General features: G+C 67.7%; 24 protein-coding genes, 2 tRNA genes and 3 pseudogenes. 16 read left to right on the top strand and 13 right to left on the bottom strand.

Features of this window, described 5'->3' with window-relative positions; translation table 11 throughout:
* Window positions 1-247: 247 nt before the first annotated feature.
* Window positions 248-321 (bottom strand) — tRNA-Cys (locus tag ABFB10_RS03930).
* A gap of 212 nt (window positions 322-533) precedes the next feature.
* Here ABFB10_RS03930 and ABFB10_RS03925 point away from each other — a divergent pair.
* The 3 genes from ABFB10_RS03925 (at window position 534) to ABFB10_RS03915 (ending at window position 4,104) form a co-directional block, all read left to right on the top strand.
* Window positions 534-1,187, top strand: coding sequence for a protein-L-isoaspartate O-methyltransferase family protein (locus tag ABFB10_RS03925; protein ID WP_347165506.1), 654 nt, complete (start codon window positions 534-536; stop codon window positions 1,185-1,187).
* Window positions 1,188-1,220: 33 nt separating this feature from the next.
* On the top strand, window positions 1,221-2,636 hold the full coding sequence (locus tag ABFB10_RS03920; RefSeq protein ID WP_347165505.1) for a TolC family outer membrane protein: 1,416 nt from the start codon (window positions 1,221-1,223) through the stop codon (window positions 2,634-2,636).
* Window positions 2,637-2,709: 73 nt separating this feature from the next.
* Window positions 2,710-4,104 carry a hypothetical protein gene (locus ABFB10_RS03915; protein ID WP_347165504.1) on the top strand — a complete coding sequence of 465 codons (1,395 nt, stop codon included), beginning with the start codon at window positions 2,710-2,712 and terminating at the stop codon, window positions 4,102-4,104.
* Between the two features lie 123 nt (window positions 4,105-4,227).
* Here ABFB10_RS03915 and ABFB10_RS03910 read toward each other — a convergent pair whose 3' ends face one another.
* A complete protein-coding gene (locus tag ABFB10_RS03910) occupies window positions 4,228-4,548 on the bottom strand; it encodes a DUF6280 family protein (RefSeq protein ID WP_206565167.1) in 321 nt (106 codons plus the stop codon).
* Window positions 4,549-4,765: 217 nt separating this feature from the next.
* On the opposite strand from ABFB10_RS03910, the gene efp reads away from it, so the two are divergent.
* Complete coding sequence (gene efp / locus ABFB10_RS03905) at window positions 4,766-5,329, top strand: elongation factor P (protein WP_347165503.1); 564 nt, start codon at window positions 4,766-4,768, stop codon at window positions 5,327-5,329.
* Window positions 5,330-5,419: 90 nt separating this feature from the next.
* Entirely contained in the window at window positions 5,420-5,890 is a 471-nt protein-coding gene (locus tag ABFB10_RS03900; protein WP_347165502.1) for a GNAT family N-acetyltransferase, read from the top strand.
* Between the two features lie 42 nt (window positions 5,891-5,932).
* Here ABFB10_RS03900 and ygfZ read toward each other — a convergent pair whose 3' ends face one another.
* Entirely contained in the window at window positions 5,933-6,688 is a 756-nt protein-coding gene (gene ygfZ, locus ABFB10_RS03895; protein ID WP_347165501.1) for a CAF17-like 4Fe-4S cluster assembly/insertion protein YgfZ, read from the bottom strand.
* Between the two features lie 61 nt (window positions 6,689-6,749).
* Between ygfZ and ABFB10_RS03890 the strand changes: the two genes are divergently transcribed.
* A complete protein-coding gene (locus ABFB10_RS03890) occupies window positions 6,750-7,424 on the top strand; it encodes a TIGR04283 family arsenosugar biosynthesis glycosyltransferase (protein WP_347165500.1) in 675 nt (224 codons plus the stop codon).
* A gap of 70 nt (window positions 7,425-7,494) precedes the next feature.
* Here ABFB10_RS03890 and ABFB10_RS03885 read toward each other — a convergent pair whose 3' ends face one another.
* From ABFB10_RS03885 to ABFB10_RS03870, 4 genes and pseudogenes are all read right to left on the bottom strand, one after another.
* Window positions 7,495-9,282 (bottom strand): ABC transporter ATP-binding protein, encoded by a 1,788-nt coding sequence (locus ABFB10_RS03885; protein WP_430522989.1) that lies wholly within the window; start codon window positions 9,280-9,282, stop codon window positions 7,495-7,497.
* Complete coding sequence (locus ABFB10_RS03880) at window positions 9,279-9,998, bottom strand: phosphatase domain-containing protein (RefSeq protein ID WP_347165499.1); 720 nt, start codon at window positions 9,996-9,998, stop codon at window positions 9,279-9,281. The genes ABFB10_RS03885 and ABFB10_RS03880 overlap by 4 nt, the downstream gene beginning before the upstream one ends.
* A 211-nt stretch (window positions 9,999-10,209) precedes the next feature.
* Window positions 10,210-10,428: a histidinol phosphate aminotransferase gene (locus ABFB10_RS03875; protein ID WP_347165498.1), complete on the bottom strand. Its 219-nt coding sequence runs from the start codon at window positions 10,426-10,428 to the stop codon at window positions 10,210-10,212.
* A 143-nt stretch (window positions 10,429-10,571) separates the two neighbouring features.
* Window positions 10,572-11,679: pseudogene (locus tag ABFB10_RS03870) on the bottom strand (pyridoxal phosphate-dependent aminotransferase).
* 353 nt (window positions 11,680-12,032) lie between these two features.
* Between ABFB10_RS03870 and ABFB10_RS03865 the strand changes: the two are divergent.
* Both ABFB10_RS03865 and ABFB10_RS03860 read left to right on the top strand, forming a co-directional pair.
* A pseudogene (locus ABFB10_RS03865) lies at window positions 12,033-13,320 on the top strand (lipoprotein-releasing ABC transporter permease subunit).
* Entirely contained in the window at window positions 13,313-13,996 is a 684-nt protein-coding gene (locus ABFB10_RS03860; protein ID WP_347165497.1) for an ABC transporter ATP-binding protein, read from the top strand. The pseudogene ABFB10_RS03865 and the gene ABFB10_RS03860 overlap by 8 nt, the downstream one beginning before the upstream one ends.
* Window positions 13,997-14,114: 118 nt before the next feature.
* On the opposite strand, the gene ABFB10_RS03855 is transcribed toward ABFB10_RS03860, so the two are convergent.
* Together ABFB10_RS03855 and ABFB10_RS03850 are read right to left on the bottom strand one after the other, a co-directional pair.
* Window positions 14,115-14,480, bottom strand: coding sequence for a hypothetical protein (locus tag ABFB10_RS03855; protein WP_347165496.1), 366 nt, complete (start codon window positions 14,478-14,480; stop codon window positions 14,115-14,117).
* A 109-nt stretch (window positions 14,481-14,589) separates the two neighbouring features.
* Window positions 14,590-14,817 (bottom strand): hypothetical protein, encoded by a 228-nt coding sequence (locus ABFB10_RS03850; protein WP_347165495.1) that lies wholly within the window; start codon window positions 14,815-14,817, stop codon window positions 14,590-14,592.
* 373 nt (window positions 14,818-15,190) lie between these two features.
* Between ABFB10_RS03850 and ABFB10_RS03845 the strand changes: the two genes are divergently transcribed.
* Both ABFB10_RS03845 and ABFB10_RS03840 read left to right on the top strand, forming a co-directional pair.
* On the top strand, window positions 15,191-16,186 hold the full coding sequence (locus ABFB10_RS03845; RefSeq protein WP_347165494.1) for a zinc transporter ZntB: 996 nt from the start codon (window positions 15,191-15,193) through the stop codon (window positions 16,184-16,186).
* Between the two features lie 57 nt (window positions 16,187-16,243).
* Window positions 16,244-16,319 (top strand) — tRNA-Trp (locus tag ABFB10_RS03840).
* Between the two features lie 107 nt (window positions 16,320-16,426).
* Here ABFB10_RS03840 and ABFB10_RS03835 read toward each other — a convergent pair.
* Both ABFB10_RS03835 and ABFB10_RS03830 read right to left on the bottom strand, forming a co-directional pair.
* Window positions 16,427-16,771: a hypothetical protein gene (locus tag ABFB10_RS03835; protein ID WP_347165493.1), complete on the bottom strand. Its 345-nt coding sequence runs from the start codon at window positions 16,769-16,771 to the stop codon at window positions 16,427-16,429.
* Entirely contained in the window at window positions 16,680-17,003 is a 324-nt protein-coding gene (locus ABFB10_RS03830) for a hypothetical protein (RefSeq protein WP_347165492.1), read from the bottom strand. The genes ABFB10_RS03835 and ABFB10_RS03830 overlap by 92 nt, the downstream gene beginning before the upstream one ends.
* Before the next feature lie 239 nt (window positions 17,004-17,242).
* Here ABFB10_RS03830 and secE point away from each other — a divergent pair, with 239 nt between their 5' ends.
* The 4 genes from secE to rplA all read left to right on the top strand — a co-directional run bounded on the left by secE (window position 17,243) and on the right by rplA (window position 19,830).
* Window positions 17,243-17,437: a preprotein translocase subunit SecE gene (secE, locus tag ABFB10_RS03825; protein WP_206565152.1), complete on the top strand. Its 195-nt coding sequence runs from the start codon at window positions 17,243-17,245 to the stop codon at window positions 17,435-17,437.
* A 433-nt stretch (window positions 17,438-17,870) separates the two neighbouring features.
* Window positions 17,871-18,404, top strand: coding sequence for a transcription termination/antitermination protein NusG (nusG, locus tag ABFB10_RS03820; protein WP_347165491.1), 534 nt, complete (start codon window positions 17,871-17,873; stop codon window positions 18,402-18,404).
* Window positions 18,405-18,673: 269 nt separating this feature from the next.
* Entirely contained in the window at window positions 18,674-19,126 is a 453-nt protein-coding gene (gene rplK / locus ABFB10_RS03815) for a 50S ribosomal protein L11 (protein ID WP_347165490.1), read from the top strand.
* Window positions 19,127-19,131: 5 nt separating this feature from the next.
* Window positions 19,132-19,830, top strand: coding sequence for a 50S ribosomal protein L1 (gene rplA, locus ABFB10_RS03810; RefSeq protein WP_347165489.1), 699 nt, complete (start codon window positions 19,132-19,134; stop codon window positions 19,828-19,830).
* A 265-nt stretch (window positions 19,831-20,095) separates the two neighbouring features.
* On the opposite strand, the gene ABFB10_RS03805 is transcribed toward rplA, so the two are convergent.
* On the bottom strand, window positions 20,096-20,530 hold the full coding sequence (locus tag ABFB10_RS03805; protein WP_347165488.1) for a DMT family transporter: 435 nt from the start codon (window positions 20,528-20,530) through the stop codon (window positions 20,096-20,098).
* 311 nt (window positions 20,531-20,841) lie between these two features.
* On the opposite strand from ABFB10_RS03805, the gene ABFB10_RS03800 reads away from it, so the two are divergent.
* Window positions 20,842-21,252, top strand: coding sequence for a c-type cytochrome (locus ABFB10_RS03800; protein WP_206565148.1), 411 nt, complete (start codon window positions 20,842-20,844; stop codon window positions 21,250-21,252).
* Window positions 21,253-21,449: 197 nt separating this feature from the next.
* Here the strand turns inward: ABFB10_RS03800 and ABFB10_RS24475 are convergent.
* A pseudogene (locus ABFB10_RS24475) lies at window positions 21,450-22,038 on the bottom strand (TetR/AcrR family transcriptional regulator).
* 82 nt (window positions 22,039-22,120) lie between these two features.
* Between ABFB10_RS24475 and ABFB10_RS03790 the strand changes: the two are divergent.
* Window positions 22,121-22,447, top strand: coding sequence for a hypothetical protein (locus ABFB10_RS03790; RefSeq protein ID WP_347165487.1), 327 nt, complete (start codon window positions 22,121-22,123; stop codon window positions 22,445-22,447).
* Window positions 22,448-22,557: the final 110 nt, after the last annotated feature.

Here is a 22,557-nt window from a genome sequence, read left to right as displayed (position 1 = left end):
ATGCGCCGAAACGCTGTGAAACATGGCGGGTCGCTTGGTCCCTCGCCCCGACGTGCATTGCTCTCGCGCGGTATTCTTTCGCAGTGAGATTCTGCCTTGCTCCACGTCCTCACCCTGGGTGGAGGGGGAAGCGGCAAGGGTACACGCCGTACCGAGAAGGCCTGAGGCGGGATGACCGCATCACAAGACGTGACCCGCCCTGCGTTACCGGCCCGCTTGGCCTCTAATCCTGCAATTTATGAGAAAGTGGAGGCGAGTACCGGAATCGAACCGGTGTACACGGATTTGCAATCCGCTGCGTCACCACTCCGCCAACTCGCCTCGGATCGTCGTGGTAGCAGGCGAGTAGCGCAAACCGCGCAGGGGTGCAAGGGCTTCCGGACGCGCCCGGTCAAAGGGGTCGTCCGGGCAGGGCGGATGCGGTCTCTGGCGGATCGTGCTCGAGGGGCAAAGTTTGACCGTCTCCGCCGTTGCCGCGTCGGCGGAACTGTGGCAAAACCGAAATGCAGCATCTGAACGGAAGAGTTTAGTCTATGAGCGACTTCGCCACCCGCCGCCGGATGATGGTCGACACGCAGGTTCGGCCTTCCGACGTGACAGAATTTCCGATCATCGACGCGATGCTGACGATCCCGCGTGAGGCCTTCGTGCCCCGCGACCGCATCGAGGCGGCCTATGCCGGCGGCGATGTGGAGCTTGGCGGCGATCGCGTGCTGCTTGATCCCCGGGTCTTCGCAAAGATGCTCGACGCGCTCGACCTGACGAACCGCGACCTTGTGCTCGATCTCGGGTGCGGATACGGCTACTCTTCCGCTGTCATCGCCCGGATCGCCGAGGCGGTGGTGGCCGTCGAGGACGACGAGGAACGCCTGTCGGAGGCGCAGGGCCTGCTGACGGAACATCACGCCGACAACGTCATCCTGCACGAGGGGCCGCTGACCGCCGGTGCGCCCGAACACGGCCCCTATGATGCGATCATCGTCGAGGGCGGCGTCGAACATCTGCCGGAGGCGCTGGTGGCGCAGTTGAAGGACGGCGGTCGCATGATCGTGATCTTCATGGAAAAAGCCCTTGGCACCGTGCGTGTCGGGCATAAACTGGATGGCGCCGTGACCTGGCGCTATGCCTTCAACGGCACCGCTCCGGTGCTGAACGGATTCGAGAAAACCGTGGACTTCGCGCTGTAAGAAAGCGGAGCCGACGAGCAAACGGGGGCCGATGTGCTGAGCAGGATTCGCAATACCTTACTGGCAGGGGCCGCCACGGCGCTGGTCTCGGTGACATGGACGGCGCCCGCCTGGGCCGAAACGCTGGCAGAGGCGCTGACCCATGCCTACATCCATTCTGGCCTGCTGGACCAGAACCGCGCAACCCTGCGCGCCGCGGACGAAGACGTGGCGCAGGCGCTGGCGGAACTGCGCCCGGTGCTCAGCTGGGCCGGCGGCGTGCAGCGCAGCTATGGCATCAGCCGCACGGCGCTGACCACAAGCTACACCGGCAATGCCAGCGATACCGCCAATATCTCGATCAGCCTTCAGCAGGTGCTCTATGCGGGCGGGCGCAACCGCATGGCCATCGAGGTCGCGAAAGAGGCGGTGCTGTCGACCCGCGCGACGCTGGTGTCGGTGGAACAGCAGGTGCTTTACAACGCCGTTTCCGCCTTCATGGAGATCCGCCGCTCTGCCGAGACCGTGGCGCTGCGGCAGAACAACATCCGGGTGATCCGGCAGGAGCTGCGCGCCGCCCGCGACCGCTTTGAAGTGGGTGAGGTGACGCGCACCGACGTGGCGCTGGCCGAGGCCCGGCTGGCCGAGGCCGAGGCCGCCTTTGCCGCCGCGCAGGGCAACCTGATCATTGCCGGAGAGGCCTATCTTGCCGCCGTCGGCAAGAAGCCGGGCAACCTCGTCAGCCCGCAGGGCTCTCCGCGCATCCCGGCCCGGGTCGAAGAGGCGAAGGCGCTGGCGCTGCGGCAGCACCCGGACCTGATCGCCGCCCAGCACACCGTGACCGCCCGCGAAATCGGCATCGAGATCGCCAAGGGCGCCCGGAAGCCCACGGTCAGCGCCAGCGCCGGCTACGAGATCTCCGAAAGCTTCGATGATCGCGCATCGACGCGGGGCGGCACGCTTCGGATCGGCGCCTCGGGTCCGATCTACTCGGGCGGGGCGCTGGATTCCGCCGTGCGGCAGTCCGTGGCGCAGCGGGACGCCAGCCGCGCCAACCTGCATGTCGTGTCCCACACGATCGAGCAGAACGTCGGCAATGCCTATGCGCAGCTGCGGGTTGCACAGGCCACGGTCGAATCCTTCGAAGAGCAGGTGCGCGCCGCGCAGGTCGCCTTCCGCGGGGTGCGGGAAGAGGCCGCGCTTGGTGCCCGGACGACGCTGGACGTGCTGGATGCCGAGCAGGAGCTTCTGGACGCCCGCGCCAGCCTGATCTCGGCGCAGGTCGACGAGACGATTGCCGAATACCTCGTGCTTGGCACCATCGGCCTGCTGACGGCAGAGGCGCTGCGGCTTGACGTGCCCTCTTTCGACCCGGCGGCCTATTACAACATGGTGAAGACCGCGCCGGTGTCGCGCAGCAAGCAGGGGCGGGAACTGGACCGTGTCCTGCGCGCTCTGGGAAAAGATTAGTTTTTTCAGCGTCTGTTGTCTGACGGTACCGGGCAGGGGGTATCCTGATGCCCGAGGCGAAAGTGGTATAGCAATGTCTGATCCCGTGACAAACGTGGAAATAGAGGACGTTCTGTCCTCGATCCGGCGACTCGTGACCGAAGAGACGCGTCCGCCAAGGTCAAAGCCGGAAGCCGTACAGCCGGGCCCGGGCCGTCTTGTGCTGACGCCCTCGCTGCGGGTCCACGACGCCGAGCCGCCGGCTTCGCGCGCAGTCTCTGACGCGGCGCCCGATCCGGTTCTTCTGACGAACCCCACCACCGTTTCGCCCGGGGCGGCGGATCGGACGGCGGCGGAGAACGTCAGCCCGCAACCGCTGCCCGAGGTCACGCCACAGGCCGAAACGGCCCGGATGCCCGGGGCATGGCGGGGCAGGGCCGAGGAGAAGGATGCGCCTGCCGAGGGTCAGGCCCGACGGGACCGGTTGGCAGAGAGTTTCTGGCAGCAGGCGGGCGCGGGGGCCGTGGCTTCTGTTGCGGAAGATCGGGCGGGCCGCCATGACCCGCAGACGCCGGTGACGGACACGGTGGGGCAGGGGGACGCGGCGCAGTCCATTCCGGTTGGCTCGCCAGAGGCAGAGCCGCTGGACGCGTCGACCCACCCGGACGACGAAGACCGCAATGGCACGCTGGCCCGCCTTGTGGGCGAAGAGGTCGCGCGCAGTTTTGTCGAGGGCCGCGCGCAAGCGCCTTTGTCCGATGCACCGACGCAGGCCGGGTCCGACCGCAGCGGGCTGGAGGTTGATCCGACAGCCCAGAGCGACGCGGCTGACTCTGACGCGGGCGATGCCGGGTTCTCTGCCGAACCGCTTCACTCCTCCGGGGCGGGCCTTGACCCTCTGTCGCAGGGCGAGAGCGAGGCCGAGGGCGGTCCGGCGGTCCCCCCTGCCGAAAACCCGACCAGCTTCGACGGCAAGATCGCGGCGCTGCAAAAGCTGCTGGACCGTGCCAGGCCTGTCGCCGCCCAGGATGCGGCGACCGACGACATGCAAGAGCGTCCGACCTTCGTGCGAAGCAGCACCGAGGCCGCGTTGGAGTGGGAAGACCACAGTCCCGAAGCCACCGCCGCGCCTGCCGCCGAGGCGGAGGCGACCACAACCGCCGGGTCGCAGGACGACCCCGCCGAAGACACCGGGGGCTTCGATCCCGTTCAGGCGCGCCGCGACATCGACGCGGAGGGCGACGAGACATCGCCGCGCGACGGGGCGCTGGCGCCCGCGACGGTGGCAGAGGGGCTGGAGCCCCATGACAGGGCCGATGGGTCGCTGGCCGAGCAGGCGGTGATTGACGAAGAAGTCCTGCGCCAGATGGTTTCGGACATCGTTCGGCAAGAACTTCAGGGCGTGCTGGGAGAGCGGATCACCCGCAACGTCCGCAAGCTTGTCCGGCGCGAAATCCACCGCGTCGTGATGAGCCAGGAGTTCGACTGAGGCCCCGGGCGGGCATCGTCACCATCCCGGCCTTGATCCCCCAGACGGGGCGGCAGCCCGCAACAAAGAAAAACCCGCCCTTTCGGGCGGGATTTTTCTGGTCGTGCTGACCCTGCTTTAGGATCAGGCGGCCTCGGCCTGCTGTGCGGCGTGACGGCGCTCGCTCTCTTCGCGCGACAGCGCAACAGAGGTCCGCACACCTTTCGACACGAATTCCATCAGGCCAGAGACAACCCGCTCGTTCGGGTCGATTCCGGCGCAGGACAGAACCTCGCGCCCATCGCGCGAGCGTGCCCACCGGGCGATCTGCTCGGGGCCGTTGCCGTATTTCTTGTCATCGGCAATCGCATCATCGAGGGCGGCCAGCACCACGGCAGCAAACAGCTTCCGGGCGCGGTTGCCCTGCTCGGCGTTGAATGCGGTGCTGTCAACGAAATCCTTCATAGTTCGACCTTTGATTATTGCTCTTGTGTTTTCGGGCGTATCGCGGTGTATGACCTATTCGACACGATTCGGATACCCCGTTTCAGCATAGCACCGTTGCGCTAAATGCATACCTGGCTGCTCATGCAAAACCAGATATCGTTGCCTTGTCACGCGCGGATGCGCCAGATATAGGAGCGGTCAATCTATCATCAACCTTTTGCCACGGTTTCGCCACATGCCCAAGATCAACGGTAACGAGATCCGCCCCGGAAATGTTCTGGAGCACAACGACGGCCTCTGGGCTGCCGTTAAGGTCGATCACGTCAAGCCCGGCAAGGGCGGCGCGTTTGCGCAGGTCGAGCTGCGCAACCTTCGCAACGGGTCGAAGCTGAACGAACGTTTCAGAAGCGCCGACAAGGTCGAACGCGTCCGGCTGGAACAGAAGGACATGCAGTTCCTCTACGAGACCGACGGCATGCTGACCTTCATGGACGCGGAGACCTTCGATCAGGTCGAACTGCCCGCCGAGCTTCTCGGCGATCGGCGCCCCTTCCTGCAGGACGGCATGACCATCGTCGTCGAGTTCCACGAGGCCGAGGCGCTGAATGCGACCGTCCCGCAGAAAGTCATCTGCGAGATCGTCGAGACGGAACCGGTGGTGAAGGGCCAGACCGCGGCCAACAGCTTCAAGCCCGCCTTGCTGGACAATGGCGTGCGCGTCTCTGTCCCGCCCTTCGTCGGGCAGGGCGAGAAGATCGTCGTGAACACCGAAACCATGGAGTATTCCGAACGCGCATAACGCGTGCGGCCAACTTCGTTCCCCGTGCAACCGCCGGGGGCGAAACAGGACAGACAAGGCCTCCGGCATCACAGCCAGGAGGCCTCTTTCATGATTGAACCCTGCGATGACCGCGACATTCCCACGCTGGTGGAGATGCTGCGCCAGCTGAACGGGCTGCATGCGTCCCATGTGCCCGCGCGCTTTCACGATGACGGCGCGGATGCCGCCCTGCGCGGTGTCTTCGACCGCGCGCTGGCGCAGGGCGACCGGGTGCTGGTCTACCGCACCGAAGGCCTTGCGCGGGGCTACCTGTTGTGGCGCCCCTTGCCCGAGGGGCAGGCCGCGCTGGAACGGTGCCGCCGGATCGCCGTCCTGGATCAGCTGTTTGTCGATCCGGTCTGGCGGCGGCGCGGGCTGGCGGGGCGGCTGGTGGCGCGCTTCGAACGCGATATCGGCGCCGAGGGCTTCTCGGGCTGGATATCGCGGGTGCATGCCTTCAACCGGGCGTCGGGGGCATTGATGCGCAAGACCGGCGCCGAGGTCGGCGTGCAGGTCTTCGAGAAGGCGCTTTCGCGCTGACGGCGGCATGGGCCGGGGCCTGCACGCGGCCCCGGTCTGCGGTCACGCTGTGGTGCTGCCGTCCCGATCCCAGTCGACCGTGGCGCCGCCGGCCTCCATGCCCGGCCCGGCGCGGTCGAAGCGGAGGTAGGCAAGGCCCTGACCCCCGGCCTGCGTAAACAGCGTGCCGACGCTCTTGCCGCCTGCGGTGATCTCGGTGCCGACAGGGGCGGACCCCGCGACGCGGACCCGGGCAAGGCCCTTGCGCAGCTCGGTCTTGTGCTTCATCCGGGCGGTGACCTCCTGACCGACATAGCAGCCCTTCTTGAAGTCGACGCCGTTCAGCCGGTCGAACCCGGCCTCCGGGATGAAGGTGTCGGGGGTCAGCTCCACGCCGCTTTCCGGCACCCCCGCCGCGACTCGCAGCGCGTCCCAGTCGGCCTGTTCCGAGGGGCGGCCATCGTAGGCGCGCCAGCCAAGGGCGGGATCGCGGGGATCGGCAAAGGCGCCCTCGGGCGCCGGACCGCGCCCGCGGGAAACGGAAAGCCCGGTCTGCTCGATCGCCACGTCAGAGCGCAGCCTGTACATCGACAGCGCCTGCACGAGGCCGGGCGCAAGACCCGTGGCGACATCCAGCAGCACGTCCTGCCCGTCCGGGACAAGGAGGAAATCGGCGCGGTACTTGCCCTGCGCGGTCAGCAGGGCGGCATAGACGATCCCGTCCCGCAATTTCTCGACATCATTGGTGACTAGGCCCTGAAGAAAGGGCCGGGTGTCCGCGCCGCTGATCCTCAGGACGCTGCGCTCATGGTCGGACATCTGGATTTCCTTTTTCCTGCATGTGCCTTATAGCGCCAGCGTCCTTGCGGGAACAGGCCCCATGCGCGCTCCGATCTCTATCGTCATCCCCACGCTGAACGCCCAGGCGGGCCTGCCGCAGTGCCTTGCCGCGCTGACCGAAGGCCTGCACGAGGGCCTGATCCGCGAGTTGATCGTCACCGACGGCGGGTCCGGGGATGCGACGCGGACGGTGGCAGAGGCCGCCGGGGCGGTGATCGTGACGGGCGCGGCCTCGCGCGGGGGGCAGCTGCGGCGCGGGGTCGAGGCCGCGCGGGGCGAATGGCTCTTGGTGATCCATGCGGACACGGTGCTGGCGCCGGGCTGGACGCGGGCCGTGCATGCGGCGCTCGACAGGGGAGGCGCCCGGGCCTTCCGCCTGCGGTTCGACGCCAAAGGCCCTTGGCCGATGCTGGTGGCGGGCTGGGCCAACCTGCGCACAAGGGCCTTCGGCCTGCCATACGGCGATCAGGGGCTTCTGCTGCCCATGGCGGATTACGCCGCGGCGGGGGGCTACCCGGACATTCCGCTGATGGAGGATGTGGCGCTGGTGCGCGCGCTAGGCCGGGTGCGCGTGCTGGACGCGGTGGCGGTGACCTCGGCAGAGCGCTACCGGCGGCAGGGCTGGCTGCGGCGCGGGGCGCGCAACCTGTTGACGCTGGCACGCTACCTTGCGGGGGCGGACCCCGAGCGGCTGGCGCAGGGCTACCGGCGCTAGGCGCCCGGGCCATGCCCCTGCGGGGCGGGCCGCTGTGTCAGGCCGGGCGCGGCAGGGGTGAAACCCCGGCCTAGCGCATGCCCTCGGCGCCCTCGAACTGCAGCCTGTAGAGGTCGGCATAGGGGCCGGGGCGGGCGATCAGGCTGTCGTGCGTGCCCTCGTCGACCACTTTCCCCGCGTCCATCACCACGATCTTGTCGGCATTGCGCACGGTCGACAGGCGATGCGCGATCACCAGCGTTGTGCGGCCCTTCGACAGCCGCTCCAGCGCCGCCTGCACCACCTGTTCCGACTGGGCGTCCAGCGCGCTTGTGGCCTCGTCCAGAAGCAGGATCGGGGCGTCGCGCAGGATCGCCCGGGCAATCGCCACCCGCTGCCGCTGGCCGCCCGACAGGCCCGAGCCGCGCGGCCCCACCGGCGTGTCGAGGCCACGGTCCAGTCGCGGCAGGAAGTCCGTCACATGGGCGGCCTCGAGCGCGCGGTGCAGATCCCCGTCAGAGACCTCGCGGTCCAGCACGATGTTCTCGCGCAGGCTTTCGTCGAACAGCAGCGCCTCTTGCGCGACGACGGAGATCATGGCGCGCAGGTCGCTCAGCCTCATCGCCGCGACCGGCACGCCGCCGATCTCGACCGCGCCGGACGAGGGGTCCACCAGCCGGGTCAGCATGTTGAAGACCGTCGACTTGCCCGCGCCCGAGGCGCCGACCAGGGCCGTGGTCTTGCCCGCTTCCGCCGTCAGGGTCAGGCCGTTCAGAATCGCCGCCGTGCCGTAGGACAGGTGGACGTCGCGCAGGCTGATACCCGGCACGCCGTCGGGCGCGGCGACGGGCTGCGCCGGATCGGCCAGCGCGGGCCGCGTTTGCAACAGCTGCTGGATGCGCTCGATGCTGGCGGCGGCCACCTGCCAGACGCCGCTGATGGCGCCCAGACGGCGCAGCGGTTCGAAGGCAAGGCCGATGGCGGTGAAGAAGGCCATGAAATCGCCGACGGACTTCTCGCCGGACAGGATCTCTCCGCCGCCGTAATAGAGCACGCCGACGAAGCCGATGCCCGACATCACGTCGATCAGCCCGGGCAGAGAGGCCTGCCCGGCGGCAGAGCGCGTCTCGACCCGGATGCGTTCGCGGGTCAGCGCGCGGTACTTCTTCGCCTGCCAGCGTTCGAGGCGGTTCAGTTTCACCGGCAGGATGCCGAGGAAGATCTCGTTCATGCGGGTCGAGAGCCCGGCGGCCACGTCGCGCGACCGCCGCGCGTTGCGGCGCACGTAGCGTTGCAGCAGCACCGAGGGCCCGATCAGCAGCGGCGCGCCGACCAGCGCCACCAGCGTCCAGCGCCAGTCGATCGCCAGCGCCACGCCGAACAACGAGAAAAGCGCGATCACGTCGCGCCCGGCGCCGGTGATCAGCGTGCTCCAGACCTTGGAAATCGCGCCGACGTCGCCTTCGACCCGCTGGATCAGGTAGCCGGGGCCGTATTTCTGGTGAAACGCCGGGTCCAGCCGCATCACGTGTTCCAGCAGGTCCTGCCGGATGTCGGCCACCGACATCTGCGAGACCCGCACCAGCAGCACCTTCTGCGCCACGCTGGCCACGGCGCGGGTCATGAAGATCGCCATGACGATCAGCCCGACGGTCGCCAGCGCGCTTTGGTTGCCGCCGACGAAGACATCGTCGAACATCGGCTTCATCATGTAGCTGAGCAGCCCGAACATCGACCCCTCGATGGCCATGAAGACCATGGCCAGCAGCATCAGCCCCTTGTAGCGATGCAGGTAGGTCCGCCAGATCCACCAGAGCAGGCGGCGCGGGCGCGGCTCTTCGGTCAGGCCGGGGTCGCTGGGGTCGGGGGCGGCGGTCAAGCCTGCGGCTCCATCAGCAGACGGGCGGTTTCCAGCGGCGTGCGGCGGGCGTCAAAGCCTTCCTGGATCGGGCGCGCGACGTATTCCGTGCGAATCCATTCCTCGAAGCCGATCTCGCCCAGCGTCAGGCGCGCGCCGTAGGTGTCGAGCACATAGCCCTGCACGCCGGTCTTGGTGAAGGTCAGATGCGCGTATTTCAGGCTCAGCTGCTTCTTGGCGACCGCCAGCGGGGCGTTCTCGAAGATCAGCAGGTACATGGCAGAGACCATGCCGGCCCGGTCGGCGCCGGATTTGCAGTGGAACACCAGCGGCTTCTCGGCGCTGCGCAGGGCGTCGATCACGGCGACGATGCGGCGGCGCGGCGCGGCCTCGCGGGCCCAGAGCTTGGTGTCCACAAGGGTCAGCCCCAGCGCCTCGCAGCTTTCGCGTTCAAAGAGGTAATGGGCGTATTTGTCCTCGCCGCGCAGGTTGATCACGGTCTTGATGCCCATGGCCTTGTATTTCTCGAAGCGCCGGTGGGTCGGCTGGTTGGACCGCCAGACCCCGGGCGCGACCGGCCAGAAGTTGGTCCAGAACCCGCGCAGGAAGGCATGGTCGAAGAGGTTGTAATGCAGCTTCGACCAGCGCCGGGCCTCCGGGGTGGAGATATCCTTGCCAAAGGAATGCCGCACGCGCCGTTCGGCGCTGTCGAGTCGCTTCCAGATGCGTGACAACATAACCTGCGTTCCCGTGCTTCAGGGGCGCGGTGTACGCGGCAAAGCCGGGGCTGTCCAGCAAGCGGGTCGGCATCGGCGCGCCTGCGCGGGCGATGCCGGACAATTGCGGGGCTTGCCGGGGCCGGGTCTTTGGGGTGCGCCTTGCCGGAGGAGCCTTGAGCGCGGCGCAGCCTGCGGCCATGGACAGAGGGAAGCAGGGCGGGGCACCGGGTCAGGGATCGGGCTTCGGGGCGGTCCAGCCGATGCCGCGGTTGCGGCGCGCCACCGCGATCCGGGAGATCAGGTGGTTGAGCACCGCGGCAAGGATCAGCACCGGCCCAAGCCCCCAGAAGGACCACAGGGCGATGAAGATCCAGAGCAGGTTGACGAAGATCAGGATCATGTTGGCAGTCATGTAATCCTCGACCGGTTGCGGGGTACGCTTTTCCATGTGTCAGGGCCCGGGCAGCAGCAATGTCGCTGCTGCAAAGGGTAGCGCGGTACCGCGCGCCTTGTCAGGTCACGCTGCCGTGGAAAGCTGAATTTTCTGTGAACGCCCGCGAGGACAGGCGCCGGAATGCCGCGCCGTCCCGGTCAGGAGGCGGCGGCGCGCAGGGCCTCTGGCAGGCATTCGGCCAGAACGTCCAGATCCGCCGGAAGGCCCGCGCCGATGCGGATGCAGCGATCCTGCGGGGCGACGAAGGGCATGCGCACGAAGACGCGGCGGTCGATCAGGCCCGCCAGCACCGCGCGGGCAAAATCGCCGTCCCGCCCGCAGTCCACGGTCACGAAATTGGTGGCCGAGGGCAGCGCTTTCAAACCGTTGTCCGCCGCGATGGCGGCGATGCGGGCCTTGGCGTCATTGACCTGCGCGATGACCTCGGAAAGCCAGGTCTGGTCGTGCAGCGCCGCCAGGGCCCCTGCCACCGCGAAACGGTTCATGCCGAAGTGGTTGCGGATCTTGTCGAAGGCGCGGATCGTATCCTTGGCCCCGTAGGCATAGCCGATGCGCGCGCCCGCCATGCCGTAGCCCTTGGAAAAGGTGCGGAAGCGGATCACCCGCGGGTCATCGATGGCGATCTCGGGGATGGCCTCGGCGGGGGCGAACTCGGCATAGGCCTCGTCCAGCGCCAGCACCGTGCCCTCGGGGATGGCGTCCAGCGCGGCCTCGATCCGGGCACCGGTCAGCCAGGTGCCCATGGGGTTGTCGGGATCTCGCCAGGTAGACCAGCTTCGCCCCGGTTTCCCGCGCCTTGTCGAGCAGGGCGGGCAGATCCTCGTGGTCGTCGCGGTAGGGCACCTTGTGCAAGGTGCCGCCGAAGCCCGCGACATGGTAGTTGAAGGTCGGGTAGGCGCCGTCCGATGTGACGACCGCATCGCCGGGCGCGACCAGCAGGCGGACGATATAGCCCAGGAGCCCGTCGATGCCCTCGCCCAGCACGATATTGGCGGGGGTGCAGTCCGGTGGGCGGCCAGCGCGGCGCGCAGGTCGAAGAAGGTGGGATCGGCGTATTTCCAGATCTCCGCCGCCTCGTCCCGCATCGCGGCCACGGCAAGGGGCGAGGGGCCGAAACAGCTTTCGTTGGCGCCCAGCCGCGCGCGGAAGGGCGCGCCGCGCTGCCGCTCCTGCACCTCGGGGCCGACGAAGGGCACGGTGGCGGGAAGGGATCTCGATGAGATCAGGGTATCTGGGTCCGGTCATGGGCGCGGACTATGGCAAGGCTGACGGTTTGCGCAAGGGGGGAGCCGGGGGGTGAGCAGGGGCCCGGGCGCGGGAGGCGGGCGGGGAGGGGGCGCTGCCCCCGGCCTGCGGCCTCCCCCGAGGTATTTCGAGACCAAAGAAGCGAGGGGGCGGAGAGGTGGGCGGGCGGGTCGGCTGCCCGGATCTCTGTGAGGCAGGGAGGGGGCGGGGCCGAGAGGGGGCCGCGAGGGCGATCACGAGGAAGTTCACGGGGGTGCAGCCGCTTGTCGCCATTCCGTCCCGGCACAACTTGACCCGGTCGCGGCAAAAGGCCAGTTTCCGCCGCGAGCAGACCCATTATCCGAAAGCCCGCCATGACGCGTACTCCGCCGCCCTTCGCGCCCTTCGAATGGATGATCGCCTGGCGCTACCTGCGCGCCAAGCGTGCCGAGGGGGGCGTGTCGGTGATGACCTGGATCAGCCTGATCGGCATCACGCTGGCGGTTTTTGCCCTGATCGCCACCCTGGCCGTCAGGTCCGGGTTTCGCGCGGAATTCGTGGACACGATCCTGGGGGCGAACGCGCATCTGACGGTCTACCACGTCCAGCATGAGAACGAGGCCGGGCAGATGGTGCGGACCCTGCCGGACTATCACGCCATGGCCGAGCGGGTGCGCGCGGTCGAGGGCGTCCTGCGCGTGGCGCCGCTGGTCAAGGGGCAGGTCATGGCCAATGCCAATGGCAACAATGCCGGCATCGAGGTGCATGGCATCGCGCTGGAGGACCTGCGCCAGATCCCGCGCATCGCCGATCCCGAGACCGGCGTCGGATCACTGGACGACTTCGGCGCGGGCATCGCCATCGGCTCTGGCGTGGCGCAGATCCTTGGCGTGGGGCTGGGCGACACCGTCAAGGTGATCTCGCCCAACGGGGTGAAGACGGCCTTCGGGGTCAGCCCCCGCGTCAAATCCTACGATGTCACCTATATCTTCACGTACCGGGCGCTACGACATCGACCGGGTGCGGGTCTACATGCCCTTCGAGGAGGCGCAGCTGTATTTCAACCGCGAGGACGTGGCCGACGAGCTGGAGGTCATCGTCGACGACCCCGAAGCGGCAGAGCGCTATGCCTCTGCGGTGGGGCAGGCGGCGGGTCCGGGGGCGATCGTCTGGACATGGCAGGACGCATCGGGCGGCTTCCTGCGCGCGCTGGAAATCGAGGACAACGTGATGTTCGTGATCCTCTCGGTGCTGGTGCTGATCGCCACGATGAACATCGTCTCGGGGCTGATCATGCTGGTCAAGAACAAGGGGCGCGACATCGGCATCCTGCGCACCATGGGGCTGACCGAAGGCTCTGTCCTGCGGGTCTTCTTCATCTGCGGCTCTTTCACGGGCCTGTTCGGGACGCTGTTCGGCGTGATCCTGGGATGCCTCTTCGCCATCTACATCGATCCGATCTTTGCGGCGGTGAACTACCTGTCGGGCGGCGGCGTCTGGGATCCGTCGATCCGCGGCATCTACGCGCTGCCCGCGAAGCTGCAACTGGGCGACGTCCTTTCTGCCGTGGCGCTCTCGCTGGGGCTGTCCTTCATTGTCACGATCTTTCCGGCGCGCCGCGCGGCCCGGATGAACCCGGTAGAGGCGCTGCGTTATGAGTGATCCCGTCCTGCGCCTGTCCGGCGTCGAAAAATTCTACAAACGCGGCACACCCGGGGAAATCCATGTCCTGAAGGGCGCCGCGCTGGAGGTCTCGCGCGGCGAGGTGGTGGCGCTGGTGGCGCCCTCGGGGGCGGGCAAGTCGACGCTTCTGCATATCGCCGGGCTGCTGGATGTGCCCGACGCCGGGACGGTGGCCATCGGCGGCGAAGAGATGCAGGGCAAGCCCGACCGCAGGCGCACTGCCGTGCGCCGGGCCGAGCTGGGCTTTGTCTACCAGTTCCACCACCTGCTGCCGGAGTTCACGGCGCTGGAAAACATCGTGCTGCCGCAGCTTGCCAACGGCGTGGCGCGGGGCGCGGCAGAGGAACGGGCGCGCGCCCTGCTGGACACGGTGGGCATCGCGCACCGCGAAGACCACCGGCCCGCAGCCCTGTCCGGCGGAGAACAGCAGCGCGTCGCCTTCTGCCGGGCCATGGCCAACGAACCCCGGCTTCTGCTGGCGGATGAGCCGACCGGGAATCTCGACCCCGAAACCTCGGCCCGGGTCTTCGGAGCGCTGATGACGCTGGTCCGCGAAACCGGGCTGTCCGCCGTGATCGCGACCCACAACCTTGAGCTTGCGGCGCAGATGGACCGGACGCTGAAGCTGGATGCGGGGCACCTGACCCCGGCCTGATCGGCCCGGCTGCCGACCGGTTCGGTGCCGTGCAGGCCACAGGGACCTGTGGCCGTCGTGCCTGTGACGGGCACAGCCGTGGTGGCCATTTCGGCAGGCGGCGCCCGCGGCGGCCCGGCTATCCCGATCCAGCCCCGGCGCGTGCTCGCGCATTCCCTCTGTCCGATACGAAACGGGGCCCGCGGATGATCCGCAGGCCCCGAATGCCGTGGCGTTTGTCCGGCGCGGGCCGCGCGGGCCTGCGCCGCCTTCGGCTTAGCGCAGGATAGCGCGCAGCTTGCCCTCGGGCTTCGCCCTTGGAGTCGCTCGACGCGATGATGTTCAGCGCGGTCTGGGCCTCGGCGTAGCTCAGCGAGGAGGCGTCGACGCCGGGCAGGAAGTTCTCGATCTGCTGCAGTTCGGCGGTCGAGACCGAGCCCTGCGCCTGGGCGGCGCCGGTCAGGGTTGCAAGGGCGAGGGCGGTGGTTGCGATCAGCGTTTTCATGTCGGTTTCCTTTTCGAATGATCCGGCGCCGGGAGGGCGTCCGGTGACAGGGAGGCCGCGCGAGGCGGCGGGGAGGGGCGGCGCGGAACGGTCCGGGCCGCCATTGGGGTCAGCGCAGGATGCTGCGCAGCTTCATCTGCGCTTCGCCCTGGTTGTCGCTGGAATGGATGATGTTCAGCGCGGTCTGGGCCTGAGCGAAGGACAGAGTATCTGCGTCGACGAAGGGTGCGGCGCGTTCGATTTCGGCCCGTTCCACCGCCGAGACGGTGCCTGCGGCATGGGCTGCGCCGGTCAGGGCTGCAAGGGCGAGGGCGGTGGAAGCGATGAGCGTTTTCATGTGTCTTTTCCTTTATCAGCGGTCCCGCTGCGTGCCTGCTTCGGGTGTTTCTGCTGCCGCTCTGTGCGGCGGTGGAGCAGATTTAGGGATGCGCTTCAGAGAATTGAAATCACGAGGTAATCTCGGACCGATCACGCGAATGTGGACTTGAACTCCGAATTTCTCTAACGCTGACTGTGCATTTTCGAACATCTATGGTGCGCATCAATCGGGCTGTGATTTCAGGCGCGAAAAGGGCGATCACGCCGCCGTGATCCCCTGTGAGGCGGCCTGTACGCGGCGTGCCTGTCACGTGTTTGTGGCCCTGATTGTGCGGGTATGCACAGAAGGCAAAGCGGCTTTCCCGCCCGGTTTGCCGCGCTAAAGTCCTGTCATGACCACGCTTGTTCCCCACCCCGAGGGCCTGCTTGCCTGTGCCCATATCCTCGACGGTCCGACCGCCGGGGCGGCCTTGCCGCCCGCCGAGGCGCCGACCGTGCTGCAATCCGACACGCTGGGCTGGGTGCACCTGCGCGCCCAGCATCCCGACGCGCCCTCGTGGATCGTGCAGACGCTGTCCTATCTCGACCCGAACGCGGTCGAGGCGCTGCTGGCGGAAGAGACACGCCCGCGCGCCACCCGTTTCGGCGAGGGGATGGTGCTGATCCTGCGGGGGCTGAACACGATCGAAGGCGAGGATCCCGAGGACATGGTCTCGGTCCGGCTGTGGATCGATCCGCACCGGATCGTCAGCCTGTCGATGCGCCGGGTGCGCGCCATCGAGGAGATCTCGGAGGAACTGACGCAGGGCCGGGGGCCGCGCGATCCGGCTGCCTTCCTCGTGCGCCTTGCCGAGCTGCTCAACCTTCGGATCGAAGGCTTCTGGCGCCAGCTGGAGGATGCGGTCGACCGCATCGAGGAAGAGATCCTCTTCGACAGCATCCCCGAGGACCTGCGGGCGCGGCTGGTCGAACTGCGCCGCCGCTCTGTCATCCTGCGCCGCCATCTTGCACCGCAGCGCGATGTCTTGCGGGTGTTGCAGGGCGGGCCGGTGCCATGGCTGCAGCAGGAGGCGCGGCGCGAACTGGCCGAAGAGCAGGACGCGCTGGAGCGGATGGTCGAAGACGCCGACGCGATGCGCGACCGCATGGCGCTTGTGCGGGACGAGTTGCAGGGCGTCCGGGACGAGCGCCTGAACCGCAATATGTACCTGCTGTCGATTCTCTCTGCGATCTTCCTGCCGCTGGGCTTTCTGACCGGGCTTTTCGGCATCAACACCGGCGGCATGCCGGGCGCGCAGACATCATGGGCCTTCTGGGGGTTCTGTGCGGCGCTGCTGGCGATCGGGCTGGCGCAGCTATGGCTGCTGCGAAAGATGCGCTGGATCTGAGGCGCGTTTTCCCGCTTGCAAAGCGCCGGACGCTTTCGTAAACGGGGCACCGGCCTTAGGGGTATAGCTCAGCTGGTAGAGCGACGGTCTCCAAAACCGTAGGTCGCGGGTTCGAACCCTGCTGCCCCTGCCATTTCCCAGAATTCAGACCCAGCGCGCGCCCTGCATTTGCGCATCTGTCCGCATATGAAAAGGGCCGCCCGCAGGCAGCCCTTTGCGTCGTTCGTTGCGCGCAGCCGATCAGAAGCTGTCGGTGACGCGCATGATCTCTTCGCTGTCGCCGGTGGCCGGGGCGGCCTGCAGTTCGGCGCGCTGCTCGGCGGTCAGCGTCATCGGGTCGAGGTCCGGCGCCGCAGTCGCGATCTGGCTCAGCTCGGCTTCGGTGAAGGGTGCCGCGGAGGGCGCCTCGCTGACCGAGTTGGTCGAGTAGGTGCGCAGCTGGGCCAGCGCCTCACCCTTGCTGTCGGCGCTGTCGATCACGTTCAGGGCCTGCTCAAGCTCGGAGGCGGTGATCCCGGTGAAGTCCAGTTCCGGTGCATATTGCTGCAGGCGCGCCAACTGGCCCGAGGACACCTCGGACACCACGGTGTTGTCGCCGGCCTCGCCGACCAGTGGCCGAGATCTTGGCGCTTTTCTCGCCTTCGCTGTCGCCGCTGTTGATGACGTTCATGACGGCGTCGATCTGCTGTTCGGACATTGTCGACACATCGACATCGGGGGCGTATTTCTGGATGGCGGCCATCTCGTCTTCGGTGGCGGCGAAGGCCCCGGTTGCAAGGACGGCTGCGAGGGCGGTACCGGCAAACAAGCGTTTCATTGTAACTCTCCTGTTCCTGTCTCCTGGCGGGGCACGCTGCCCGCCTGTCTGCTGCACAAACACCTCCCGCGGCCAAAGCGTTCCGAGCGTTCTGCGGAAAGGCCCTCACGGCGGCGTGATCGCGCGGTGCCGGGTTGCGGTCAGGGAAAGGGCGGGGGCGGGGCGTCAAACCTTGTCAAACGGCGCCCGCGGGCGTAGGTAAGCCCGAACCGCGATCCCGATACGAGGACTACAGAGCAATGGCCACCAATCCGGTCCAGTTCATCCAGCAGACCCGCGCCGAGGTGGCCAAGATCGTATGGCCGACGCGGCGCGAAGTGATCCTGACCACCATCATGGTGTTCATCATGGCGACCCTGACGGCGATCTTCTTCGCCGTGGTCGACATCCTGATCCGCACCGGCCTTCAGGGCCTCTTCGACCTTCTCGGCTAAACCCGAGGCCCCGGACGGGTTTCGGGACAGGCCTGAGCGCCCTTAGCATGTGCCGTGACACGGGGCCGGAAGCGGCACCGACCCGGGCCTTGCCCCGTGGCAGGCCGGGGACTTGCGGGGCTGGAGAGCTGTCCACGGCCCGCCGCTATCCGACCCCCGCAGCCCGTCGCCCCGTACCGGTCGCCGCGAATCGCCTCTGATCCGGCGCTCCAGACGGCCCGCGGCCTTTCACCGGCGCGGGCATGATCGGGGCCACCCGGGTCGCGCAGGGCGCTTCGGACCCGAGCAGAGGCGCCGGTGCATACGAGACGGCCTTGCAATGGCCTCGCACAGCCAGTATGCAGCCTCAAACGTCAGGCGCGCACGAGAGTTGCGCGCCGATTTTCTTTTGGCGGGCCCCGCAGGGGGCATCTGGAAGCGAAGGCATCAACACATGGCAAAGCGGTGGTACTCGGTCAGCGTCCTCTCGAACTTCGAGAAGAAGATCGCAGAACAGATCCGGACGGCGGTGGAAGAGCAGAACCTTCACGATCAGATCGACGAGGTTCTGGTGCCTACCGAAGAGGTGATCGAGGTTCGTCGCGGCAAGAAGGTCACGACAGAGCGGCGCTTCATGCCCGGCTACGTGCTGGTGCACATGGAGATGTCCGATCAGGGCTATCACCTCGTGAACTCGATCAACCGCGTCACCGGCTTCCTTGGTCCGCAGGGGCGCCCGATGCCGATGCGCGACGCAGAGGTCGAGGCGATCCTCTACCGCGTGCAGGAAAACGAAGAGACGCCGAAGATCCTCATCCATTTCGAGATCGGCGAGAAGGTCAAGGTCAACGACGGCCCCTTCGAAGGCTTCGACGGCATGGTCGAGGGTGTCGACGAGGACAACCAGCGTCTGCGCGTCGCGGTGTCGATCTTCGGTCGCGAAACGCCGGTCGAGCTGGAGTTCACGCAGGTCAGCAAGCAGCTCTGAGCCGGGGCGTGACCCGCCGGACCTGACAGGGGGCCTTCGGGCCCCTTTTTCATGGCCGGGGGCGGCGGGCCGATGACCCGCGCCGGGCCCGGGACGCGGACCTCCGGCGCAACGGCGCTTGCCTTTCCACCGCATCCGGTGTATCGCGCGCCCCTGTCGCATCCATGCGGCACCACCGTGGGAGGCGAGGGCTTCGCGAAGCCCGGACCGGAACCACGCCACTCAGTGCCCCCCGACGCGTCGCGGGGCGATGGAAAAGGAGACAGCCGATGGCCAAGAAGCTCGCCGGCAAGATGAAGCTGCAGATTCCTGCAGGCAAAGCCAACCCCTCCCCGCCGGTCGGTCCGGCGCTGGGTCAGCGCGGCATCAACATCATGGAATTCTGCAAGGCGTTCAACGCCAAGACGCAGGAGATGGAGCCCGGCGCGCCGTGCCCGACCGTGATCACCTACTATCAGGACAAGTCCTTCACCATGGACATCAAGACGCCGCCCGCGTCTTACTACCTGAAGAAGGCCGCCGGCCTGAAGCCCGTGGGCAAGCGCAACCGCCCGCGCGGTGCCGAAGCACCGGGCCGCGAGACCATTGCGACGATCAGCATCAAGCAGGTCCGCGAGATCGCCGAAGCCAAGATGAAGGACCTCTCGGCCAATGATATCGATGCGGCCATGAAGATCATCGTCGGCGCGGCCAATTCGATGGGCATCGAGGTGAAGGGGTAATCACGATGGCAAAACTCGGAAAACGCACCCGCGCCGCCCGCGAAGCCTTTGCAGGCAAGGATGAGATCTCTGTCGAAGAGGCTGTTGCGCTGATCAAGGCGAACACCAAGACGAAGTTCGACGAGACCGTCGAGATCGCGATGAACCTCGGCGTCGATCCGCGCCACGCCGACCAGATGGTCCGCGGCGTCGTCTCGCTGCCGAACGGCACCGGCAAGACCACCCGCGTCGCCGTCTTCGCCCGCGGCCCCAAGGCCGACGAAGCGACGGCCGCCGGCGCTGACGTGGTCGGCGCAGAAGATCTGATGGAGCAGGTTCAGGCCGGCAACATCAACTTCGACCGCTGCATCGCGACCCCGGACATGATGCCGATCGTCGACCGTCTGGGCAAGATCCTCGGCCCGCGCAACCTGATGCCGAACCCCAAGGTCGGAACCGTGACCATGGACGTCAAGGAGGCCGTCGAGGCCGCCAAGGGCGGACAGGTCCAGTTCAAGGCCGAGAAGGGTGGCGTGGTGCACGCCGGCGTCGGCAAGGCCTCCTTCGACGAGGCCAAGCTGGCCGAGAACATCCGTGCCTTCGTGAACGCGGTTTCGGCGGCCAAGCCGACCGGCGCCAAGGGCACCTACATGAAGAAGATCGCGCTGTCCTCGACGATGGGCCCGGGCGTGACCGTCGACGTGTCGAACGCCACCGGCAACTAAGCCTGGGCGGATACGGAAATTGCAGGGGGCGGGCCGCTTGGTCCGCCCCTTTGCTTTTGCCGCCCCGAAACGCCGCGCCCGGGCCACGATCGCCGGCATCGCGCGCCAGGCAGCCCTGCGTCGCCCGCGCACCATCGCGGGCCCCTTTGAGGTCCGGCGCCGCAGCCCCTTCTTCGGTCCGGACAATACCTCGGGGGTCCGGGGGCAGAGCCCCCGGCATGCCCCGGGCATGAAGCCTCCGGCGCGCCGTGAAAAGGCCGCCTGACTATGCCTTCTGGGTGATCCAGACGCCCAGCATCATCACCGCGATCCCGGTCGCCCGGGTCAGCGTCAGAGGCGAAAGGCGGGCCCCGAACAGGCCGAAATGGTCGATCGTCGCGGCGCTCAGCAATTGTCCCACGAGGACGAAGAAGATGGCGTTCCCGACGCCGAATCGCGGCGCGATGATCGTCACCGACAAGACGTAGAAGGCGACCAGCAGACCGCCGAGGAACAGGTGTTTGGGCGGCTGTGACAGGATCGCCAGCGCCGGGGTGCCGCGCAGGATCCAGATCGCCGTGGTCGTCAGGACCGCAACCCAGAACAGCACCATGGCCGCCGCCACCGGCGACCCCAGCGCCTGTCCCAGCGCGGCATTCAGCGCGGCAAGAAGCGGAATGCCGATCCCGGCCAGAAGCATGATGAGGGCGTATTGCGTCATGGCGGGGTCTCTTCCGGGGCTGCGAGGGGGTGGTGTTCGGGTCGCGCTTTGATGACGCAGGGTCGGTTCGGGTGCAACAGCGCAATCCGGTACCGAAGGCGGCCCCGGGCCGCGCGTGGCGAAGGGGGAGGGGCGCATGGCTCTGGCCGTGCCCCCTGTTCCGGGCGCCGCGCCCGACGGCAACGGGACCCTTGCGCCACAGGGTCTGATCGCCCGCGCCGCCTGCGTCGGCAGGCTTCCGGCGCAACAGCCCCCTTGCAGGCCTGGGGCAAAGTCGGCAAGTCGGTGGAGAGCAATAACGAGGGGCAACAATGAAACGGATCGCTCTGGGATTGGCCGCACTGGCGGCCCTGTGGGGATGTGTCGAGGCAGAGATGCCGGTGGCACAGGACGGCAAGGCGCTGTTCATGGAGAATTGCGCGGTGTGTCATGGCGCGGACGGGCGCGGCAACGGTGCGATGGCGCGCGCCATGACGAAGGCGCCGAAGGACCTGACGCTGATTTCCGTGCGCCACGGTGACAGCTTTCCGCGTGCCAAGGTGATGTCCACCGTCGACGGCTATGCGCGGTCCGACCTGTCTGGCCCGGGCATGCCCGAGTTCGGCGAGCTGCTGAAAGGCGACCTGATTCCCTTCGACAGCGGTGACGGCATCCAGACGCCGACCCCGCGAAAGCTGGTCGCGCTGGTGGAATACCTCGAATCGATCCAGACCAGCCGGTAGGGCACTGACCCGGGCGGTCGCGTGACACCCCGGCGGGGTGTCGCGCCGGGGCCGGATGCAGGGCGGGTCCCTCCGGGTTCCGACCGCGTCCGGTGCGCGCCCTGTCGGAAACGACGATGCAGCGGACCGATGCGGCGCGCGAACGGGGCCGGGGGCGTCTGTCGTCGGAAGTGTGGCGGTGATCCGCGTCCGGGGCCTCAGGCGGAGACCATCTGCCGGGTCAGCTCCCAGTAGCGGTCCTGCACCGCCTCCAGCGGCAGGCGGCTCGCCGGGCCGATACCAGGTCGTCACGCCGGTCAGCATGGCGATGATGGCAAGCGTGGCCAGCTTGCTGTCGGGCACCGAGAAGGCGCCCGTCGCCATGCCCGCCCGCAGGATCTCTTCCAGCCCGGTCTCGTAGTCGCGGCGCTGCGCCTCGATCACGGCGAAATTCTCGGGTGTCAGGTTGCGCAGTTCCATGTAGGCGATGAAGACCGCCTGCGGGCGTTCCAGGTGAAAGGCGATGTGGAAATGGACGAAGGTCTGCAGCCGCTCCATCGGGTCGGCGGCGCGCGGCAGGGCCGAAAGCGCCTCGGCGAGATCGTCCATATGCCCCTTGAGCAGCGAGAACAGCAGCGCCTGCTTGTCCGGCGTGTAGTTGTAAAGCGCCCCGGCCTGCACGCCGACCGCGCGGGCGATCTCGCGCATGGACACCGCAGCATAGCCGCTTTCCGCAAAAAGCCGCAGCGCCTCGGCGCGGATCTTGGGGCCGGTTATGCCGGCGTGGGAACCCTGTGTGCGTGCCATGGCGGGCAGCTTTATATGAACACATGTTCAGATCAAGCGGGAAGGCTTGCCGGGGGCCGGGCGATGGGGCAAGACTGACCGCATGAAGAGGGGTTTCGGATATGGGCTTGCGGTGGCGTTTTCGGCGCTGCTGGCGGGCTGCGCGCAGTTCCCCGAACTGGATCAGACGCAGACCCCGGGGGTGGCCACGGCGCCCTATCCGCGGCTCCTGCCGATCGAAGAGCTGCTGGAGGGGCGGCAACCTACGGCAACGCCCGGAATGATCGACGGGGTTCTGGGCCGTGCCGATGCGCTGCGCGGGCGTGCGGGCACGGTGCAGGCGGCGCCGGTCGCGCAGGGCGCGGACGTGCAGGACCGGCTGACCCGGCTGCGCCGGAAGGCCGAGGCCCTGCGCGAGGCCGAGCTCTGATCCTCTGCCGCGTCGCGCGCGCAGGGACGCGGCGCCGGATCCTCCCTGAAGGCGGGCCTCGACACCGGGGCCACCGCAGCCACGCGTCGCACAGGCACACCCGCGCAGCC

It is taken from the genome of Ponticoccus litoralis, from assembly GCF_039769985.1.
GTDB lineage: Bacteria > Pseudomonadota > Alphaproteobacteria > Rhodobacterales > Rhodobacteraceae > Ponticoccus > Ponticoccus litoralis.
This window is presented reverse-complemented; position numbering and strand designations above follow the sequence as displayed.

What these genes read in the sequence shown, in the direction of transcription:
- ABFB10_RS03800 (WP_206565148.1), top strand. Translation starts at nt 20,842, where the DNA reads ATGAAACGGATCGCTCTGGGATTGGCCGCACTGGCGGCCCTGTGGGGA.
- ABFB10_RS03790 (WP_347165487.1), top strand. Translation starts at nt 22,121, where the DNA reads ATGAAGAGGGGTTTCGGATATGGGCTTGCGGTGGCGTTTTCGGCGCTG.
- ABFB10_RS03915 (WP_347165504.1), top strand. Translation starts at nt 2,710, where the DNA reads ATGTCTGATCCCGTGACAAACGTGGAAATAGAGGACGTTCTGTCCTCG.
- ABFB10_RS03860 (WP_347165497.1), top strand. Translation starts at nt 13,313, where the DNA reads ATGAGTGATCCCGTCCTGCGCCTGTCCGGCGTCGAAAAATTCTACAAA.
- efp (WP_347165503.1), top strand. Translation starts at nt 4,766, where the DNA reads ATGCCCAAGATCAACGGTAACGAGATCCGCCCCGGAAATGTTCTGGAG.
- ABFB10_RS03805 (WP_347165488.1), bottom strand. Translation starts at nt 20,530, where the DNA reads ATGACGCAATACGCCCTCATCATGCTTCTGGCCGGGATCGGCATTCCG.
- rplA (WP_347165489.1), top strand. Translation starts at nt 19,132, where the DNA reads ATGGCAAAACTCGGAAAACGCACCCGCGCCGCCCGCGAAGCCTTTGCA.
- ABFB10_RS03910 (WP_206565167.1), bottom strand. Translation starts at nt 4,548, where the DNA reads ATGAAGGATTTCGTTGACAGCACCGCATTCAACGCCGAGCAGGGCAAC.
- ABFB10_RS03845 (WP_347165494.1), top strand. Translation starts at nt 15,191, where the DNA reads ATGACCACGCTTGTTCCCCACCCCGAGGGCCTGCTTGCCTGTGCCCAT.
- ABFB10_RS03880 (WP_347165499.1), bottom strand. Translation starts at nt 9,998, where the DNA reads ATGTTGTCACGCATCTGGAAGCGACTCGACAGCGCCGAACGGCGCGTG.
- ABFB10_RS03890 (WP_347165500.1), top strand. Translation starts at nt 6,750, where the DNA reads ATGCGCGCTCCGATCTCTATCGTCATCCCCACGCTGAACGCCCAGGCG.
- secE (WP_206565152.1), top strand. Translation starts at nt 17,243, where the DNA reads ATGGCCACCAATCCGGTCCAGTTCATCCAGCAGACCCGCGCCGAGGTG.
- ygfZ (WP_347165501.1), bottom strand. Translation starts at nt 6,688, where the DNA reads ATGTCCGACCATGAGCGCAGCGTCCTGAGGATCAGCGGCGCGGACACC.
- ABFB10_RS03900 (WP_347165502.1), top strand. Translation starts at nt 5,420, where the DNA reads ATGATTGAACCCTGCGATGACCGCGACATTCCCACGCTGGTGGAGATG.
- ABFB10_RS03925 (WP_347165506.1), top strand. Translation starts at nt 534, where the DNA reads ATGAGCGACTTCGCCACCCGCCGCCGGATGATGGTCGACACGCAGGTT.
- ABFB10_RS03875 (WP_347165498.1), bottom strand. Translation starts at nt 10,428, where the DNA reads ATGGAAAAGCGTACCCCGCAACCGGTCGAGGATTACATGACTGCCAAC.
- ABFB10_RS03850 (WP_347165495.1), bottom strand. Translation starts at nt 14,817, where the DNA reads ATGAAAACGCTCATCGCTTCCACCGCCCTCGCCCTTGCAGCCCTGACC.
- ABFB10_RS03830 (WP_347165492.1), bottom strand. Translation starts at nt 17,003, where the DNA reads ATGAAACGCTTGTTTGCCGGTACCGCCCTCGCAGCCGTCCTTGCAACC.
- ABFB10_RS03855 (WP_347165496.1), bottom strand. Translation starts at nt 14,480, where the DNA reads ATGAAAACGCTGATCGCAACCACCGCCCTCGCCCTTGCAACCCTGACC.
- rplK (WP_347165490.1), top strand. Translation starts at nt 18,674, where the DNA reads ATGGCCAAGAAGCTCGCCGGCAAGATGAAGCTGCAGATTCCTGCAGGC.
- nusG (WP_347165491.1), top strand. Translation starts at nt 17,871, where the DNA reads ATGGCAAAGCGGTGGTACTCGGTCAGCGTCCTCTCGAACTTCGAGAAG.